The sequence below is a fragment of the Moritella sp. genome (genome assembly GCF_013215705.1).
Classification (GTDB): domain Bacteria; phylum Pseudomonadota; class Gammaproteobacteria; order Enterobacterales; family Moritellaceae; genus Moritella.
On the sequence record NZ_JABSQR010000006.1, the window covers coordinates 188,199 to 204,637 of the forward strand.

General features: G+C 40.7%; 16 protein-coding genes. 8 read left to right on the forward strand and 8 right to left on the reverse strand.

Annotated features, from left to right (window positions below; all coding sequences use genetic code 11):
• Window positions 1–2 precede the first annotated feature (2 nt).
• Together yiaY and HRT96_RS04125 are read right to left on the reverse strand one after the other, a co-directional pair.
• Complete coding sequence (gene yiaY, locus HRT96_RS04120) at window positions 3–1,151, reverse strand: L-threonine dehydrogenase (RefSeq protein ID WP_293152621.1); 1,149 nt, start codon at window positions 1,149–1,151, stop codon at window positions 3–5.
• Between the two features lie 206 nt (window positions 1,152–1,357).
• Window positions 1,358–2,479, reverse strand: coding sequence for an enoyl-CoA hydratase/isomerase family protein (locus tag HRT96_RS04125; RefSeq protein ID WP_293152624.1), 1,122 nt, complete (start codon window positions 2,477–2,479; stop codon window positions 1,358–1,360).
• A gap of 195 nt (window positions 2,480–2,674) precedes the next feature.
• On the opposite strand from HRT96_RS04125, the gene HRT96_RS04130 reads away from it, so the two are divergent.
• Window positions 2,675–3,244, forward strand: coding sequence for an alkylphosphonate utilization protein (locus HRT96_RS04130; RefSeq protein ID WP_293152627.1), 570 nt, complete (start codon window positions 2,675–2,677; stop codon window positions 3,242–3,244).
• A gap of 130 nt (window positions 3,245–3,374) precedes the next feature.
• On the opposite strand, the gene HRT96_RS04135 is transcribed toward HRT96_RS04130, so the two are convergent.
• Window positions 3,375–4,094, reverse strand: coding sequence for a YebC/PmpR family DNA-binding transcriptional regulator (locus tag HRT96_RS04135; protein WP_293152630.1), 720 nt, complete (start codon window positions 4,092–4,094; stop codon window positions 3,375–3,377).
• Window positions 4,095–4,329: 235 nt separating this feature from the next.
• On the opposite strand from HRT96_RS04135, the gene HRT96_RS04140 reads away from it, so the two are divergent.
• The 3 genes from HRT96_RS04140 (at window position 4,330) to HRT96_RS04150 (ending at window position 6,842) form a co-directional block, all read left to right on the forward strand.
• A complete protein-coding gene (locus tag HRT96_RS04140) occupies window positions 4,330–5,820 on the forward strand; it encodes a M48 family metalloprotease (RefSeq protein ID WP_293152633.1) in 1,491 nt (496 codons plus the stop codon).
• An 82-nt stretch (window positions 5,821–5,902) separates the two neighbouring features.
• Complete coding sequence (gene arsC, locus HRT96_RS04145; protein WP_293137626.1) at window positions 5,903–6,253, forward strand: arsenate reductase (glutaredoxin); 351 nt, start codon at window positions 5,903–5,905, stop codon at window positions 6,251–6,253.
• A 13-nt stretch (window positions 6,254–6,266) separates the two neighbouring features.
• Window positions 6,267–6,842, forward strand: coding sequence for a DUF2069 domain-containing protein (locus HRT96_RS04150; RefSeq protein ID WP_293152636.1), 576 nt, complete (start codon window positions 6,267–6,269; stop codon window positions 6,840–6,842).
• Between the two features lie 151 nt (window positions 6,843–6,993).
• Here the strand turns inward: HRT96_RS04150 and hda are convergent, their stop codons facing one another.
• Both hda and HRT96_RS04160 read right to left on the reverse strand, forming a co-directional pair.
• Window positions 6,994–7,707, reverse strand: coding sequence for a DnaA inactivator Hda (hda, locus tag HRT96_RS04155; protein ID WP_293152639.1), 714 nt, complete (start codon window positions 7,705–7,707; stop codon window positions 6,994–6,996).
• 97 nt (window positions 7,708–7,804) lie between these two features.
• Window positions 7,805–8,851: a DUF2066 domain-containing protein gene (locus tag HRT96_RS04160; protein WP_293152642.1), complete on the reverse strand. Its 1,047-nt coding sequence runs from the start codon at window positions 8,849–8,851 to the stop codon at window positions 7,805–7,807.
• 170 nt (window positions 8,852–9,021) lie between these two features.
• Between HRT96_RS04160 and HRT96_RS04165 the strand changes: the two genes are divergently transcribed.
• Window positions 9,022–9,138 (forward strand): uracil phosphoribosyltransferase, encoded by a 117-nt coding sequence (locus tag HRT96_RS04165; protein ID WP_293152645.1) that lies wholly within the window; start codon window positions 9,022–9,024, stop codon window positions 9,136–9,138.
• An 87-nt stretch (window positions 9,139–9,225) separates the two neighbouring features.
• On the opposite strand, the gene upp is transcribed toward HRT96_RS04165, so the two are convergent.
• Window positions 9,226–9,852, reverse strand: a complete 627-nt coding sequence (gene upp, locus HRT96_RS04170; protein ID WP_006031182.1) for a uracil phosphoribosyltransferase — start codon at window positions 9,850–9,852, stop codon at window positions 9,226–9,228.
• 227 nt (window positions 9,853–10,079) lie between these two features.
• On the opposite strand from upp, the gene purM reads away from it, so the two are divergent.
• On the forward strand, window positions 10,080–11,120 hold the full coding sequence (gene purM / locus HRT96_RS04175) for a phosphoribosylformylglycinamidine cyclo-ligase (protein WP_006031183.1): 1,041 nt from the start codon (window positions 10,080–10,082) through the stop codon (window positions 11,118–11,120).
• Window positions 11,120–11,767, forward strand: coding sequence for a phosphoribosylglycinamide formyltransferase (gene purN, locus HRT96_RS04180; protein ID WP_293152648.1), 648 nt, complete (start codon window positions 11,120–11,122; stop codon window positions 11,765–11,767). Before purM ends, purN begins: the two co-directional genes overlap by 1 nt.
• A 99-nt stretch (window positions 11,768–11,866) precedes the next feature.
• Here the strand turns inward: purN and HRT96_RS04185 are convergent, their stop codons facing one another.
• Window positions 11,867–12,643, reverse strand: coding sequence for a class II glutamine amidotransferase (locus tag HRT96_RS04185; RefSeq protein ID WP_293152651.1), 777 nt, complete (start codon window positions 12,641–12,643; stop codon window positions 11,867–11,869).
• A 169-nt stretch (window positions 12,644–12,812) separates the two neighbouring features.
• Complete coding sequence (gene lpcA, locus HRT96_RS04190; protein WP_293152654.1) at window positions 12,813–13,403, reverse strand: D-sedoheptulose 7-phosphate isomerase; 591 nt, start codon at window positions 13,401–13,403, stop codon at window positions 12,813–12,815.
• A 436-nt stretch (window positions 13,404–13,839) separates the two neighbouring features.
• Here lpcA and fadE point away from each other — a divergent pair, with 436 nt between their 5' ends.
• Entirely contained in the window at window positions 13,840–16,356 is a 2,517-nt protein-coding gene (fadE, locus tag HRT96_RS04195) for an acyl-CoA dehydrogenase FadE (RefSeq protein ID WP_293152657.1), read from the forward strand.
• Window positions 16,357–16,439 lie beyond the last annotated feature (83 nt).

The following is a 16,439-nucleotide window of genomic DNA, read 5'->3' on the forward strand; positions in this document are numbered from 1 at the left end:
AATTACATCGCCGCATTAAAGATCGCGCAGATCTCTTCGTGGGTTGCTTGTTTTGGATTAGTAAACCCACACGCATCATTTAAGGCATTTTTAGCCAGCTCAGGAATATCTTCCACTTTCACATTTAAGCTTGTTAGCCCCGTAGGGATACCTACCGCTAGCGCTAATTCTTTAATTGCCGCAATCGCCGCGTCAGCACCTTGCTCTGCGGTCATGTGGGTCACATCAACGCCCATTGCTTTAGCTACATCACGGAGACGTGCTGGACAAACCAGGGCGTTATACGCTTGTACATGTGGCAGTAATACCGCATTACATACGCCATGTGGCAAGTCATAGAAACCACCTAACTGATGCGCCATCGCGTGTACATAACCTAGTGAGGCATTATTAAATGCCATACCCGCCATGAACTGTGCATAGGCCATTTGCTCACGCGCTTCGATATTGTCACCATGTGCAACGGCTGTACGTAAATGTGCTTGAATTAATTCCATCGCTTTAATGGCAACGGCATCAGTAATTGGCGTTGCCGCTGTTGATACATACGCTTCGACCGCATGAGTCAATGCATCCATACCCGTAGCTGCAGTTAATGAAGCGGGTTTCGCTAACATCAACTCAGGATCATTAACAGACATTAACGGGGTGGTATTTTTATCAACAATCGCCATTTTAATGTGTGTTATTTCATTGGTAATAATACAGAAACGGGTCATTTCTGACGCTGTACCTGCCGTGGTATTAATTGCAACAAGCGGTAGCTGGGCTTTTTCTGATTGATCCAGGCCTTCATAATCAGCAATATGCCCACCATTGGTAGCCACAAGTGCAATACCTTTAGCGCAATCATGTGGTGAACCACCGCCTAACGAAATCACAAAATCACAATTTTCTGAATTCAACAATGCCAGACCAGCGACTACATTAGCCGTTGTCGGGTTTGGCTGGGTGCCATCAAATACTGCAGATGCGACATCACGCGCATTTAATAGGTCTTGAACTTGCTTAACCATACCTATGCTCTTAATCACTTTATCGGTAACGATTAATGCTTTTTTGAAACCATGAGATTTGATCGCGTCCGCGGCTTGAACTAAACAGCCTGCGCCCATTAGGTTGTAAGCAGGAATAAAGAATGCAGTGCTCATAATATATCTCCAAAATAAATAATTGTTGCTGCAATACACTTTACAAATACATTGTAAGCAATAATCATCTAGCCACTTCAACCAGCTAACCACTTTGAGGTAATTATAGTATTTATCATTATAAAATAAAGGGTTTTATAAAATAAGACTGCCTAATCTATTCACTTTGGCATAGAAGTCACATAATTAGGTAATCTAGATGTCAATTACAGTGTACGCAGTGGGTGAGACTCCATTTCCCAAGGCGATACAAATAAACCATCAACAAAATCAACGGGCACATCTGCGATTTGTTTATATAACCAATTCGGCTGATTGTCTTTATCGACCAACAAGGCTCTTACACCTTCGACCAGATCCGCGTTTAAACAAACGTTCACAGCTAAATCTAACTCCAGCTGAAAACAAGCCGCTAACGACAACTCAGTATATTGGTTTATCTGTCGGTATAAGATATGCGCCGATATTGGGCTGCCCAGCAGTAACTTATTAATACTTTTCTGTAACCAAGTATCATCACAGTCATGCGTTTCTATACAACTGATCACATCTGTTAAGCTGGTTTTTAAACTTAACTCGGTAAATAAATCTTGATGGCTAGAGAGATTATCCGCTAAAAACAGACTGTCATCATAAAGCCCATTTAGCACCGAATCAACTTGAGCCGAATGCTCCGCAGAGTCTGAATGCCAATTAATTCCACGTAAATCAGTAAGTACTCGTTCTTGCTGAACTGCGGGGATTAAATATTCGCTTAAACCAAGGTATTTAGCATCTTTGGCATTAATACTTGCTCCAGTGAGACCCAGAAATAGTCCAACACCCGGCTGTGGTAAACGATTTAAAAACCAAGTCGCACCAACATCTGGGAATAAACCGATAGTGATCTCTGGCATGGCAATACGTGCGGTTTCAGTAACAACGCGATGACTTGCCCCCATAAACAGCCCTAACCCGCCACCCATGATAATGCCATCACCCCAAACAATCAGTGGTTTTCCAAAGTTGTGCAGTAGATAGTCCACTTGATACTCAGCAATAAAATATTCACTCACGACCTGCTGCTTAGCCTCATAATCCTTAGTGGCTACTAACACTTGTTGTAATGATTTAACATCGCCACCGGCACAAAAGGCTTTCTCGCCAGTGCTGGTCAGCAACACACTGACGATACGTTTATCATCCTGCCAAGCCAGTAACTGCCGATGTAACAAGGGGAACATATCGGCGCTCAGAGCATGTAACTGTCGTGCTTTATTAAGGGTGATAATACCAATGACATGACCATCATCCGTGGCTAACTCATCAAATAATACGCTTGCTTCCATGTGAACTCCGACTTGATAAAAAACCAGTGTAGCTAGATTAGGGGGGGTAATTCAACTCGCTAAGGTATTGATTGTGAATTTAGCCAAGCACATTCACCCATTTAACCGATATCATCAGATTGAAACCTATTGTGAGATACCCAAAATACTTACGCTGTGGCATAATAGCCCCACAAAATTTAGAGGATTAATTCAATGACTATCGAAACAACGCTATTACAACGCAGTGGTTCTAAATGTGAAATGTGCACATCAGAATCTAACTTAACCGCTTATGAGCTACCTGAATCACCAGAAAAAAGCTCTGACTGTGCAGTAATGGTTTGTGATACTTGCCTTGAGCAAATCAACAACTCAGATACTCTTGATGAAAACCACTGGCGCTGCCTAAACGACAGCATGTGGAGCCAAGTACCAGCAGTACAAGTACTTGCATACCGCATGTTACACCGTCTAGATGCAGATTGGTCACGTGACCTACTTGATATGATGTATATGGAAGAAGATGTTAAAGCATGGGCTGAAAAAGGCGTATTAATTGCGGCGATGACAGATACACCGGCACGTGACGTGAACGGTACAATCTTAAAAGCTGGCGACAACGTAAACATCATCAAAGACTTACCAGTTAAAGGTTCAAGCTTAGTGATTAAACGCGGTACCGCAGTGCGTAATATCGGTTTAACCGATAATCCATTACACATTCAAGGCCGTGCCAACGGTACTGCAATGGTGATCATTTCTGCATACTGCAAAAAAATGTAATTTGCTTAGCTTGTCTCGTTATTAAACGTGACAGTTAACCAGATCAAAAAAGGCCGATTATCCAATCTAATAAAGAAGCGGTAATCGGCCTTTTTTATGCGCGGTGTTAATAACCGCAATTATTGACTAATTAGTCAATAATTGCATTGTGATATACATCTTGTACATCATCACAATCATTTAGTGCGTCAAGAAAACGTTCGAACATTTCAGCGTCATCACCGGTAACTTCAGTTTCAACTTGTGGTAAGAATGTAATGTCTTCTGCATCAAATTCAATACCAGCAAATGCGTCTGATAATGCTACTTTCGTTTTGTAGAATTCAGTATGTGGAACATAAACAGTGATCGTACCGTCTTCGTTCTCAACATCAGCAACATCAATTTCCGCTTCCATCAATGTTTCTAATACCGCATCTTCGTCATCAAATTTGAATTCGAATACCGCTTGATGATCGAACATGTGAGATACTGAACCTTGAGCACCCAGTTTCGCGCCATTCTTAACGAATGCTTGACGAACTTCAGTGAAAGTACGTTTACCGTTGTCCGTTAGACATTCAACGATAACCATGCAGTTACCAGGACCAAAACCTTCATAACTTGCGCGTTCATAATCTTCACCACCAGCGCCTGATGCTTTTTCAATTGCACGCTCAATAACGTGACTAGGCACTTGATCTTTTTTCGCTTTTTCAATGATGCGGCGAAGACTTAAGTTGTGGTCAGGATCGCCACCACCCGTTTTTGCACAGACATAGATCTCTTTACCATATTTAGAGTAGATCTTAGTTTTCATGCCAGCTGTTTTAGCCATCGATAATTTACGGTTTTGGAACGCTCTGCCCATCTTAATTCACTCTCATTTTAAATTTGAAATAAATACTTATCGATTTTAACAGGATTAACAGCATTTTTTCCACAAAAGCGTAAATATCTTATCTTTCATCAACAAAAATTGGCTAAACATCCCACGGAACTATAACCAATATAGGCTATCTGACTATTTGTCATTGTTATCAGTTAATAATATGTTCTACTATGTTAACTAGTATTTACTTAGTTTTCATCGCATAGGTCGCCACTTGTATTTAAAAAAAATGTATCTCAAAAAAATATTACGTTTGACCAGTACAGCATTATTTGTCGGCGCGTTAGGTCTCGTTAGCACTGTTGGTTCGGTTAGCACAGCACAGGCTAACAATAAACTGCCCGAAATCGGTACCGCAGGTATTACGGCCTTATCGATCGACCAAGAACGCCAATACGGCGCGGCTTTTATTAAAGTTGCGCGAGGATCTTTTCCGATGGTCAGCGATCCGGTGTTACAAGAATACATTGCTGAACTGGGTGCTAAACTCATTAGCCAAGCCGATTCAGTACGCTTCCCGTTTAATTTTTTCCTTATCAAAAATGATGAAATCAATGCCGCGGCTTTTCTTGGTGGTTATGTAAAAGTGCATACTGGCTTATTCTTATATGCCGAAAGCGAAGCTGAATTTGCATCCGTTATTGCCCATGAGATCTCACACATTACCCAACGCCACCTTGCTCGTAGTTTAGAAGCTCAAGCAGGCAATAGCCAACTTACAGTGGCAGGTTTAGTCGGTGCGGTATTATTAGGTATTGCTAATCCGGTAGCTGGTATTGCCATGTTACAAACCACTGTTGCCATTAATGCTCAGTCTGCGATTAACTATACCCGCGCTAATGAATTTGAAGCCGACCGTATTGGTATTCAGGTCATGGTGAATGCGGGTTACGATCCGACTGCAATGTCGACATTCTTTGGTAAGTTATCCGAGCAATATCGTTTTAGTTCAACACCACCACAAATGTTGATCACTCACCCATTACCAACCACTCGGATCACCGAAGCACGTGACAGGGCCGCACTGTACCCAAATAAATACTACCCACCAAGCCTCGACTATCAATTAGCCAAAGCCCGTATTCAAGTCCGTTATGGCGTATTAAAACCAGAAGAAGCACTGCAATTTTTTCAGCATCAGCTTAAAACCAGAACGTTCAAGCTAAAAGATGCGGCACTCTACGGCCAAGCTTTGGCGTTGCTGCAATTAAACAAAAATAAACAAGCGAAGAAGATTATGGTCGAATTGGCGAAAGCACAGCCAAACAACCTATTTTATCTTGATACCCTTACCGATATCGATTTAGCCCTCAAACACAATGACGAAGCCATCGCACGATTACAGAAAGCCAATAACAGATATACCAATAACCCAGTTACCACCATCAATTTAGCCGTAGCGCTGCAGCAAGCAAAAAAATATAACCAAGCGAAAAAACTCATTCGGGATTATTTACGCAGTAATGAAACCGATATGATTGCGTTGAGTGTTTATATTGATTTACTTAATAAAACCGATGATAAAGTAATAATGTATATGCAACGTGCAAATATGGCGCAACTCAGTGCTAACTATCCAAAAGCTCTAAACGAGCTGCAATCTGCCCGCACACTCGCGACAAGCTCGGCTGATATAGCACGCATTGATGCGCATATGGAGCAAATTGAGTTAGAAAAGCAAGAAATGCAGACATTGCAAAACTAGCCAAGGGACGGGAAACAAGGCAAAATGGGGACTTTAAGGATCCCAATTTATTTTAAGATTGTTTTAAGGAATAAACCAAGCCATGACTAGTGTCACTATTTATCACAATCCGCGTTGCTCTAAAAGCCGCCAAACTCTTGCATTATTAGAAGAACAAGGCGTGCAGCCTAGCATCGTAAAATACCTCGAAACGCCACCATCAGCAGCACAACTGCAAGAAATCCTAACCTTACTCGCATTAGCTCCTCGTCAATTAATGCGTATTAAAGAAGCTGAATATAAAGCACTTGGTTTAGATGATGAAAGCTTGTCTAATGACGAGCTCATTGCCGCAATGATCGCAACACCAAAATTAATCGAACGTCCAATTGTGCTAGCAAACGGTAAAGCTACGATTGGCCGTCCACCTGAAAATGTTTTAGCCATTCTCTAACAACGAGCAAATAATGCAAACAACACAAGAAAGACAAAAACGTATTACGCAGTACCGATTTCTGGGACTGTTTGGCTTCTTTGGCCTGCTCATACTCATGTTCGTATGGCAGTTATGGCTAACGCCAGAAAAACTACAAGACCATACCCAATCACAAGCATTAGCTGAATTAACAGCAATGGCAGAAGTGAATCCAGAATTATTACCGCAGGTTGAAGCTGAAAAACTAAAATGGTTAGAGCGCCAAGCATCACACGAGTCAAATCCATTAGCCAAAGCCTTTATTTGGATCTTGCCATTATTATTCCCTTTCTACGGATTGATCAAAGGCAAGCCTTACACGGCCGCTTGGAGTAATTTTGTGGTGATGATCTATTACATGCATTCATTAACCATCATGTATACCGATCCAGATGAACGTTATCTTGCGATCCTAGAGTTTGCCTTAGCCAACTGTATGTTGTTTGGTAATGGCCTTTATGCCCGGATGCAGGGCAAAGAGTTAGGTCTAGGTCTTGATAAGCTAAAAGTAGTGATGGCTGAAGAAAAAGAACGAGAAGAAGCATACAAAGCGCAACACAAAGATTAACGTTGGGTATGTTTAAAGGCTCGAGCGAACAGCCACACTAGAATAACAAAAAGGAAATAGTGTCATAGATCCTATTTCCTTTTTATTTTTTACTTTTTACTTTTTACTTTTTACTTTTTCAAGATGGTGTAAGTCGTTTTTACTTTGTTAATTATAAAGAAAGAGTTTCTTTTACAAAGGGGATAGTCAGTCGACGTTGCGCACTAATTGACGCTTGGTCTAATCGATCTAATGTGGCGATGAGCGTTTTCATATCACGTGATGAACGGTTTAACAGAAAGCGAGCTACATCCATTGGCAGCTTCAATCCTCTAAACTCAGCACGTAGTTGCAGTGCAGCTAACTTGCCATCATCATCCAATAACTGCAATTGGTAACTCACACCCCAATCTAATCGCGATAACAGATCTGGTAACTGAATACCTAAATGTCGCGCCGCGCTATTACCGGTGACGATTAGTGAACCTGGGGTATTTTTATCATGGCTATCGAGCCAACGGTTATAAAAGTTGAATAAGGCCACTTCCCACTCACGGTTCCCCGCGATCAATTCAATATTATCGATACATACAAGATCAAGATGTTCCATGCCATCAAGTACGGATGGCGTCATCATAGAAGACATTTCCATCGGTAAATAAGCCGCTGAGCGATCAGCATCGGAACATTCAGTACACGTAGCATGAAGTAAATGAGAGGTGCCGGAACTCCGGTTACCAAATAGATAAATAAATGGATCACCGTCGCCTACAGCGGCATTTTTTAGCGCTGTCAGTAGCTGGACATTAGCACCGGGGTAAAAACTCGCGAAAGTTTCACCATCGGGTAATTGTACTGGTAAAGAAAGTTGTGCTGGAGTGTTCAATATCACCCTTTCATACAATCATAAGATTAGTGTGGCCATTGTAGCATCTCAATGGCCGATAGAATACGACTAGTAAAAAAACACATTATAAAATTGCTTAATTTATCGCGTTCCACTGGAAATTCATGTCACCAAAGGCATTTTCACTACTTTTGATCCGTTGATCTAACGACAATTCCATTAATAGATCTTGCTGGGTACCGAGTAACACCAATTTTAATTGAATACTTGATCCTGACACAGCTTCAAGATCAGCTTGAACAACTGCTGATAACTCAGAAAACATCTCAATTAACTTGGCATAATCAGTAATGCCAGATACTGCATCAACATTTAAAAACACCACTTCATTATTTCCGGATGCTTTTACGCTATAACGTTCAGCAAGGTGGTTAGCGAGATTATCTGTTAGTTCGGTACCGATCACAGTAAGCGCACCTTGACCTTGGCCATGCAACCAAACCTCATACGCTTGCTTGCTATTGCTGCGACCATACATACTCCAATCTAGTTTATAATCATCATTCTGTTTAATTATCTTAGCAATAATATAATTGTCAGCGGCATAACGGGTTGAAGCAAGTTCTACCGGATCGGTAAATTTACCCCATAAATCGCGACTACTTACTTGCAATTGATCATCGAGATCCATGACTGGAAATAATACCGGGATCGCACGTTTATTTGCTTGCGCTTTAATCGCATCAATAAACTCTGCATAGTCACTGTCACTTTCGCCTCTGACACTGCGGCTAAAATCTTCATCAACGACTAACCACACAATTAACTGTGGACGATTCGAGCTCCACACACCAAATTTGCTGCTGCGTAATAAGCGGTTTATTTTTTGATCATTAAAACTTGTTTGTAAATAACGTTCGCCATCAACACGCTCTTCAGCTTGTTTAACTAAATATTGACGTGCATTGATTAACGCTTTTTTGATTACCGGATCCGCAGTTATTGTGGCATTGCCAGAAACTTTAACCAGCACTTCAGCAAAGGCGACTTTTTGTAAAGTGCGGTTAGACTGATTATTCTCCGCCATAACAGATGCAGAATACAACTGCTCAACCTCAACCGCACGCGTGGTGAGAGGGAGAAGAGATAACAATGATAATAAAATAGGAAATAAACGCTTCATACGATCCTTTTAAGAGTAACGTGATGACTCAAATTGATGATGGGATAATAATAACCAAACCATTCGCTATGTCCAAACATATTCCATCGCATTAACTAATTAGCGAGATAGAGAAAGAGTGACCATACTAAAGTATCAAGGAGTTAGATTAAAATGAAGGAATAATAGCGATGGATAATAAACAAACTGAAAATGACCGATATTTTGATATCGATATTGAAGAGATATATGTATTAAATATATTGTTGCTGTGGGGCGGATATCTAATCGGAAATCAAGCTGAGTAAAAGAAAGAAAGAACAAAAGAACAAAGAAACAGACATCAATAGTAGCGGCTGATGTCTGTCGAACTCAATTAAGATCTTATCTGGATACTATTTAGTACCAAAGATCTTATCGCCTGCGTCACCAAGACCAGGAACGATATAACCTTTTTCGTCTAAACGCTCATCAATAGATGCAGTGTAAAGTTCGATATCTGGGTGTGCTTCTTCTAACGCTTTTAGACCTTCTGGTGCCGCAACAAGAACAAGTACTTTAATGCGTTTACAACCTTTTGCTTTTAACAGATCTAATGTTGAGATCATAGAACCACCCGTTGCTAACATCGGGTCAATTACAATCGCTAAACGCTGGTCAATACTGTGAACGATTTTTTCAAAGTAAGGTATTGCTTCTAATGTTTCTTCATCGCGGTAGATACCAACAACGCTTACTCGTGCACTTGGCATATGTTCTAACACACCATCCATCATGCCTAAACCAGCACGTAGAATTGGAACAACAGTTACTTTCTTGCCTTTGATTTGATCAACGGTAACATCACCATTCCAACCTTCAATGGTCTTCTGCTCTAGCTCTAAATCAGCCGTTGCTTCATAAGTAAGTAGGCTACCCACTTCTGTGGCTAATTCACGAAAACGTTTAGTACTGATATCAGCCGCGCGCATTAAACCCAATTTATGACGTACTAACGGGTGTTTAACCTCAACAACTTTCATGGAATCTCCTAATAAAATAAAATCAAAGTAAGTGCAATATAAAAACGCGTAATATTACCAATAACGCCAATATAATGATAGCTTATTCCAAGGAAAAGCCAGAGTTAAGAATAAAATCTATTAGCAGGTCAAACAAGGTATAATATTGTTTCTATTCTGTGATTAAAATTGTTAACATGGCGGCGATTTTTTAATCCAATTGATACGATTAGTTTGTGAGGGATCCAGTGAGCAACCAAAATACTTCTCTAAGTTATAAAGATGCAGGCGTTGATATTGACGCAGGTAATGCATTAGTAGAACGCATTAAAGGTGTAGCGAAAAAAACTAAACGCCCAGAAGTTATGGGCGGTCTAGGTGGCTTCGGCGCTCTTTGCCAAATACCTACTGGTTATAAAGAACCAGTGTTGGTCGCAGGAACAGACGGTGTAGGAACTAAACTACGCCTCGCTATCGATTTAGCTAAATATGATACGGTTGGTATTGATTTAGTTGCTATGTGTGTGAACGACCTTATTGTACAAGGTGCTGAACCACTATTCTTCTTAGATTACTATGCAACAGGCAAGCTAGATGTAGATGTAGCGACAGCTGTTGTTACCGGTATCGGCGAAGGTTGTTTATTATCTGGCTGTGCATTAACAGGTGGTGAAACAGCTGAAATGCCAGGTATGTACCACGATAAAGATTTTGACATTGCTGGCTTCTGTGTTGGTATTGTTGAGAAAGCAAATATCATTGACGGCACTAAAGTTGCTGCGGGTGATAAACTTATTGCTTTAGGATCGAGTGGCCCTCACTCAAACGGCTATTCTTTAGTGCGTAAGATCCTTGAAGTTTCAAAAGCAGATCCAAGTCAAGCATTTGGTGATTCAACGCTAGGTGATACGCTGCTAACGCCAACTAACATCTATGTTAAGTCTGTGCTAGCTGTGCTAAAAGAGTGTGAAGTTCATGCTTTATCACACATTACTGGTGGTGGCTTCTGGGAAAATATCCCACGTGTACTACCAGCACTAACAAAAGCGGTCATTGATGAAAATAGCTGGCAGTGGCCTGAAATTTTCAACTGGTTACAAGAAAAAGGTAACGTTGAACGTACAGAAATGTATCGTACGTTTAACTGTGGTGTAGGTATGGTTATTGCGCTACCTGAATCACAAGTTGAAAAAGCACTGGAAATCTTCACTGCACACGGCGAAAATGCGTGGCTAATCGGTGAAATTGCAGACGCTGCAGAAAATGAAGAACAAGTAGAGATAAAATAATGTCTAAACAAGCATCTATCGTAGTATTAGTGTCTGGTAATGGCAGTAATTTACAAACCATTCTAGACCAGTGCGAACAAGGTTCTATTAACGGTAAAGTAACTGCCGTTTTTAGTAACAAAAGTACTGCTTATGGCTTAGAGCGAGCACAACAAGCAGGTGTGGACGCAATATCACTGGCTCAAGGTGATTTTGCTGACCGTGCTGCATTTGATGCCGAGTTAATGACACAAATAGATCAGTATCAACCCGATCTAATTGTGTTAGCAGGCTATATGCGTATTCTGAGTGATAACTTTGTACAGCACTATGCTGGCAAGATGCTTAATATACATCCTTCTCTATTACCTAAATATCCAGGTTTAGATACACATCAACGTGCAATTGATAATGGCGATGAAGAACACGGTGCTTCAGTGCACTTTGTTACGCAAGAATTAGATTCCGGTCCTGTTATCTTGCAAGCCAAAGTACCTGTATTTGCTGACGATAGCGTCGATGATTTAAGTTCGCGGGTGCAAACTCAAGAACATATGATCTATCCTATGGTTGTGCAATGGTTCTGCGCTGAACGGTTAGCGATGACCGATGGTAATGCCGTACTTGATGGTAAAGAATTAGCACCAAGCGGTTACGCTGCTGACTAAGTTAATTCATTGAACCTAGATAATAAAAAGCCTTTATCGCATTACTGCATAAAGGCTTTTTTGTGACTGTAATTTTTATAGCGGTAATCAAATTAAGCGCTACTTATTCGTTAGCATGATCGTGCCGCGACAGAACACACAATACTCACCCGGCTGCATTTTGTGCCACACTTCATTATCCGTCAGCGGTTGTGTCGCGATTATAGCGACAACATCAGAGTCTGACGTTTCATTCGCAAAATTAATTTCAATATTTTCATCAATTAACTGGGCATGACCAAACGGTGCTTCACGTATAATATGATGTAAATTATTAGTACAGTAAGCAAATACAAAGTCGCCATCTGTTAATAACAAATTAAACACACCTAATGCCCTTAACTGATCACATAAGTTAGCAATAAAGCGAAACACAGGTTTCATATCATCAGGCTTAACTGGAAACTGTTTACTTACTTCTTGTAAGATCCAACAGAATGCGAGCTCACTGTCAGTCTCACCAATTGGCGTATAAAAACCCGTCGCTAAACCTTGATAATCGGTTAGTTGACCATTATGCGCATAAGTCCAATTTTTACCCCAAAACTCACGGGTAAAAGGATGGGTATTTTCTAATGCCACACCACCCCGATTAGCTTGGCGAATATGTGAAATAACCGCTTGGCTTTTAATCGGGTAATTTTTGACTAATTGCGCGACTTTCGATTCACAGCTTGGCTTGGGATCACGAAAAGTACGGCAACCTTTGCCTTCATAAAAAGTAATTCCCCAACCATCAGAATGCGGTCCAGTCTTACCACCACGCTGCATCAGCCCAGAAAAACTAAAACAAATGTCGGTAGGTACATTTGCGCTCATACCTAATAATTCACACATATACTGATAACTTCACTTTTATAGCTGACAACATTAACCTCAGGGTTAAATTAATTTTACACTCTTTCATTCTACTTAATGCCAAGCCGCTGTCTACGGTAAATACCACAATAAACGGTATTATTGGCTACTGTCATATAACGAAAGTCATATAACAAAATACTTTAGTTTAATCGGCATAACCCATCATTTTTTCAATTAACTGGATCAATAAGTGGATCACTTTAATGTGGATCTCTTGAATACGGTCAGCATAACCAAAGTGTGGCACGCGAATTTCGATATCAGCGATACCCGCCATTTTACCGCCGTCTTTACCCGTTAAGGCAATCGTTTTCATGCCTTTTGCTTTCGCTGCCGCAAATGCATTGATTACATTTTGTGAGTTACCACTGGTACTTAACCCTAATAACACATCACCTTGCTGGCCAATGCCTTCAACATAACGTGAAAATACATATTCATAGCCAAAATCGTTGCTAACACAAGACATATGGCTCACATCAGAGATTGCAATACCTGGCATTGCAGGACGATTTTCACGATAACGGCCTGATAACTCTTCAGCAAAATGCATCGCATCACAATGTGAACCGCCATTACCACAAGATAATACTTTACCACCGGCTTTAAATGAATCAGCTAATAATACCGCTGCGGCTTCAATATTTTCACTCTGTTTCGGGTCTGCTAAAAAATCATTTAAAACTTTTGCTGCTTCGACTAATTCTTGCTGAATTAAGCCTTGATAATTTGTCATTTATTATCGCCTCTATGCCTAAAATATATTTCTATAATAGTACTATTGTTTCACAAAATAATGTACCTATATCACCCACATAAATAAAAACTTAAACATCATCAAAAATAAGCGAAAGGCATTAAAAAGTGCTTAGTTAACACCCACTTAATACCTACTTATGAGTAAGTTAAAGTCCAATTTCTTGACCAAACTGACCTAAAATAAAAACAAATCGGCAATTAAATTATCAATTCAATAACGCTATTATCAGTGAACACTTGTAACCCCAATGGGGCAAAAACAAGCGTTTAGTTACAGGTTCTATAAATAGTATGTAAATTGCATGTAAAAAACTTGCTAATTTAATAATTATCAACTAGAACTAATACTCAAACCAGTCTTCTGGTCTGACCTCTGACTTTGCTATTTAGTTGCTTAATGAAAGGAGAAAATCATGGCAACCACAATTTCACTATTAGCCTTAGTGGCAATATTTGGTACATTATCTTACCAAAGAGCATCATTAGCTGCTTTTACTGGTGCGTTTTTTATTGCACTTGCAGCCGTTTCATATTTCGGTGATGTGCCATTAGCTATCTGGATAATAACAGCTGTAATTGCGATACCATTAAATATAACCAGTATTCGTCAAAGCTATTTAACAGCGCCTATCTTAAAAGGCTTCCGTAAGATCATGCCGGAAATGTCTCAAACAGAGACTGAAGCATTAGAAGCCGGTACCACTTGGTGGGACGCAGATTTATTCAGCGGCAAACCAAATTGGGAAAAACTTCATAACGTGCCAGTGCCAACGCTGACTGCTGAGGAACGTGCTTTTCTAGACGGTCCAGTTGAAGAAGCATGTCGTATGGCTGATGAGTTTGATATCACACATAACCGTGCTGATTTACCTCCAGAGCTGTGGGAATTCCTTAAAAATAAGGGTTTCTTCGCCATGATCATCAAGAAAAAATACGGTGGTCTCGAATTCTCTGCATTAGCACAATCAATGGTACTACAAAAATTAACTGGCTCAAGCGCTGTAATGGCGAGTACAGTTGGTGTACCTAACTCATTAGGACCTGGTGAATTATTACAACACTATGGTACTAAAGAGCAACAAGATTACTACCTTCCTCGTCTTGCTACTGGTGAAGAAATTCCATGTTTCGCACTAACAAGTCCTGAAGCTGGTTCTGATGCAGGTGCGATCCCTGATTTCGGTATCATATGTAAAGGCGAATTCGAAGGTAAAGAAGTTCTCGGTATGAAACTGACTTGGAACAAACGCTACATTACACTGGCACCAATTGCGACTGTACTTGGTCTTGCGATTAAACTGCGCGACCCAGATGGTCTAATCGGTGATAAAGTAGACATCGGTATTACTTGTGCGCTTATCCCTACGGATATCTCAGGTGTTGAGACGGGTCGTCGTCATTTCCCACTTAATTTACCGTTCCAAAATGGTCCAACTAAAGGTAACGAAGTATTCGTACCATTAGATTACATTATTGGTGGACCAGAAATGGCTGGTCAAGGCTGGCGTATGCTGGTTGAGTGTCTATCTGTGGGTCGTGGTATCACGCTACCGTCTTGCTCTGCAGGTGCCGTTAAGATGGCTGCACTAGGCCTGGGTTCTTACACTGCTATCCGTCGCCAATTTAAAGTTGCGATTGGTAAAATGGAAGGTATCGAAGAGCCACTAGCACGTATTGGTGGTAATGCTTACCTTATGGGTGCAGCATCGACGTTAACAACAAGTGCCATTGATTTAGGTGAAAAACCATCTGTGATCACTGCGATTATTAAAATGCATTTAACCGACCGCGCACAGAAATGTGCAATCGATGCAATGGACATCTCAGGTGGTAAAGGTATCTGTCTTGGTCCAAATAATATGGCAGGTCGTAGTTACCAAGCGGCGCCAATTGCAATTACGGTAGAAGGTGCAAACATTCTAACCCGTAACTTGATTATTTATGGTCAAGGGGCTATCCGCTGTCATCCGTTCGTATTAGCTGAATTAAATGCAGCAGCACTTGAAGATCAAAACAAAAGCTTACAAGACTTTGATGCCGCATTATTCGGTCACGTTGGTTTTGCAATGTCTAACTTCTTCCGTTCATTTGTAATGGGTATTACTAACGGTAAAGGTTCTGCAGCTCCATTTAAAGATGAAACTGCACAATACTACCAACAGATGAACCGTTTAAGTGCTAACTTAGCCTTCCTATCTGATGTAGCGATGGGTGTTCTTGGTGGTGAACTTAAACGTAAAGAACGTGTTTCAGCACGTCTAGGTGATATCTTAAGTCAACTGTACTTATCATCTGCAACGCTAAAACGTTTTGAAGATGAAGGTCGTCAAAAAGATGATTTACCATTCGTTCATTGGGCACTACAAGATTCATTATTTAAAGCTGAGCAAGCAATTGATGAGTTATTACGTAACTTCCCTGTTCGTGTTGTAGGTATCGCACTTCGTGCAATGGTATTGCCAGCTGGTACGCGTCTATCACGTCCAACTGATAAGCTAGACCATGTTGTAGCCGCTTTACTACAAGTTCCTTCTGCAGCGCGTAGCCGTCTAGCAACAGACATGTACCTAACTGAAGAAGAAGGCAATCCTGTTGGTCTACAAGAGAAAGCCTTAAGAGACATCATTGTTGCTGAGCCTATCTTCATCCGTGTTTGTAAAGAGAATGGTGTTAGATTACCATTTATCTACCTAGACAAATTTGCTGACGAAGCACTGGTTAACAAACAGATCACAGCAGATGAAGCAGAACTATTGAAAGTTGCTGAAGAAGGTCGTTTACGTACGATTAACGTTGATGACTTTGATCCGGAAGTACTTGCTGCAGATAAATCGTTAGTTAACCAACTAAACGGTGACTGGCGTGCACGTGCAAATGGTACAGCTAAACCAACTAAAAATAAAAAAGTAAAAACTGAAGCGGTTGCTTAGGTCGTTACGAAACAAGTCGCGATGAATCAGTAATGATTAATCGCAACATAAAAAAATCCCACTGGTCATCATTGATGACAGTG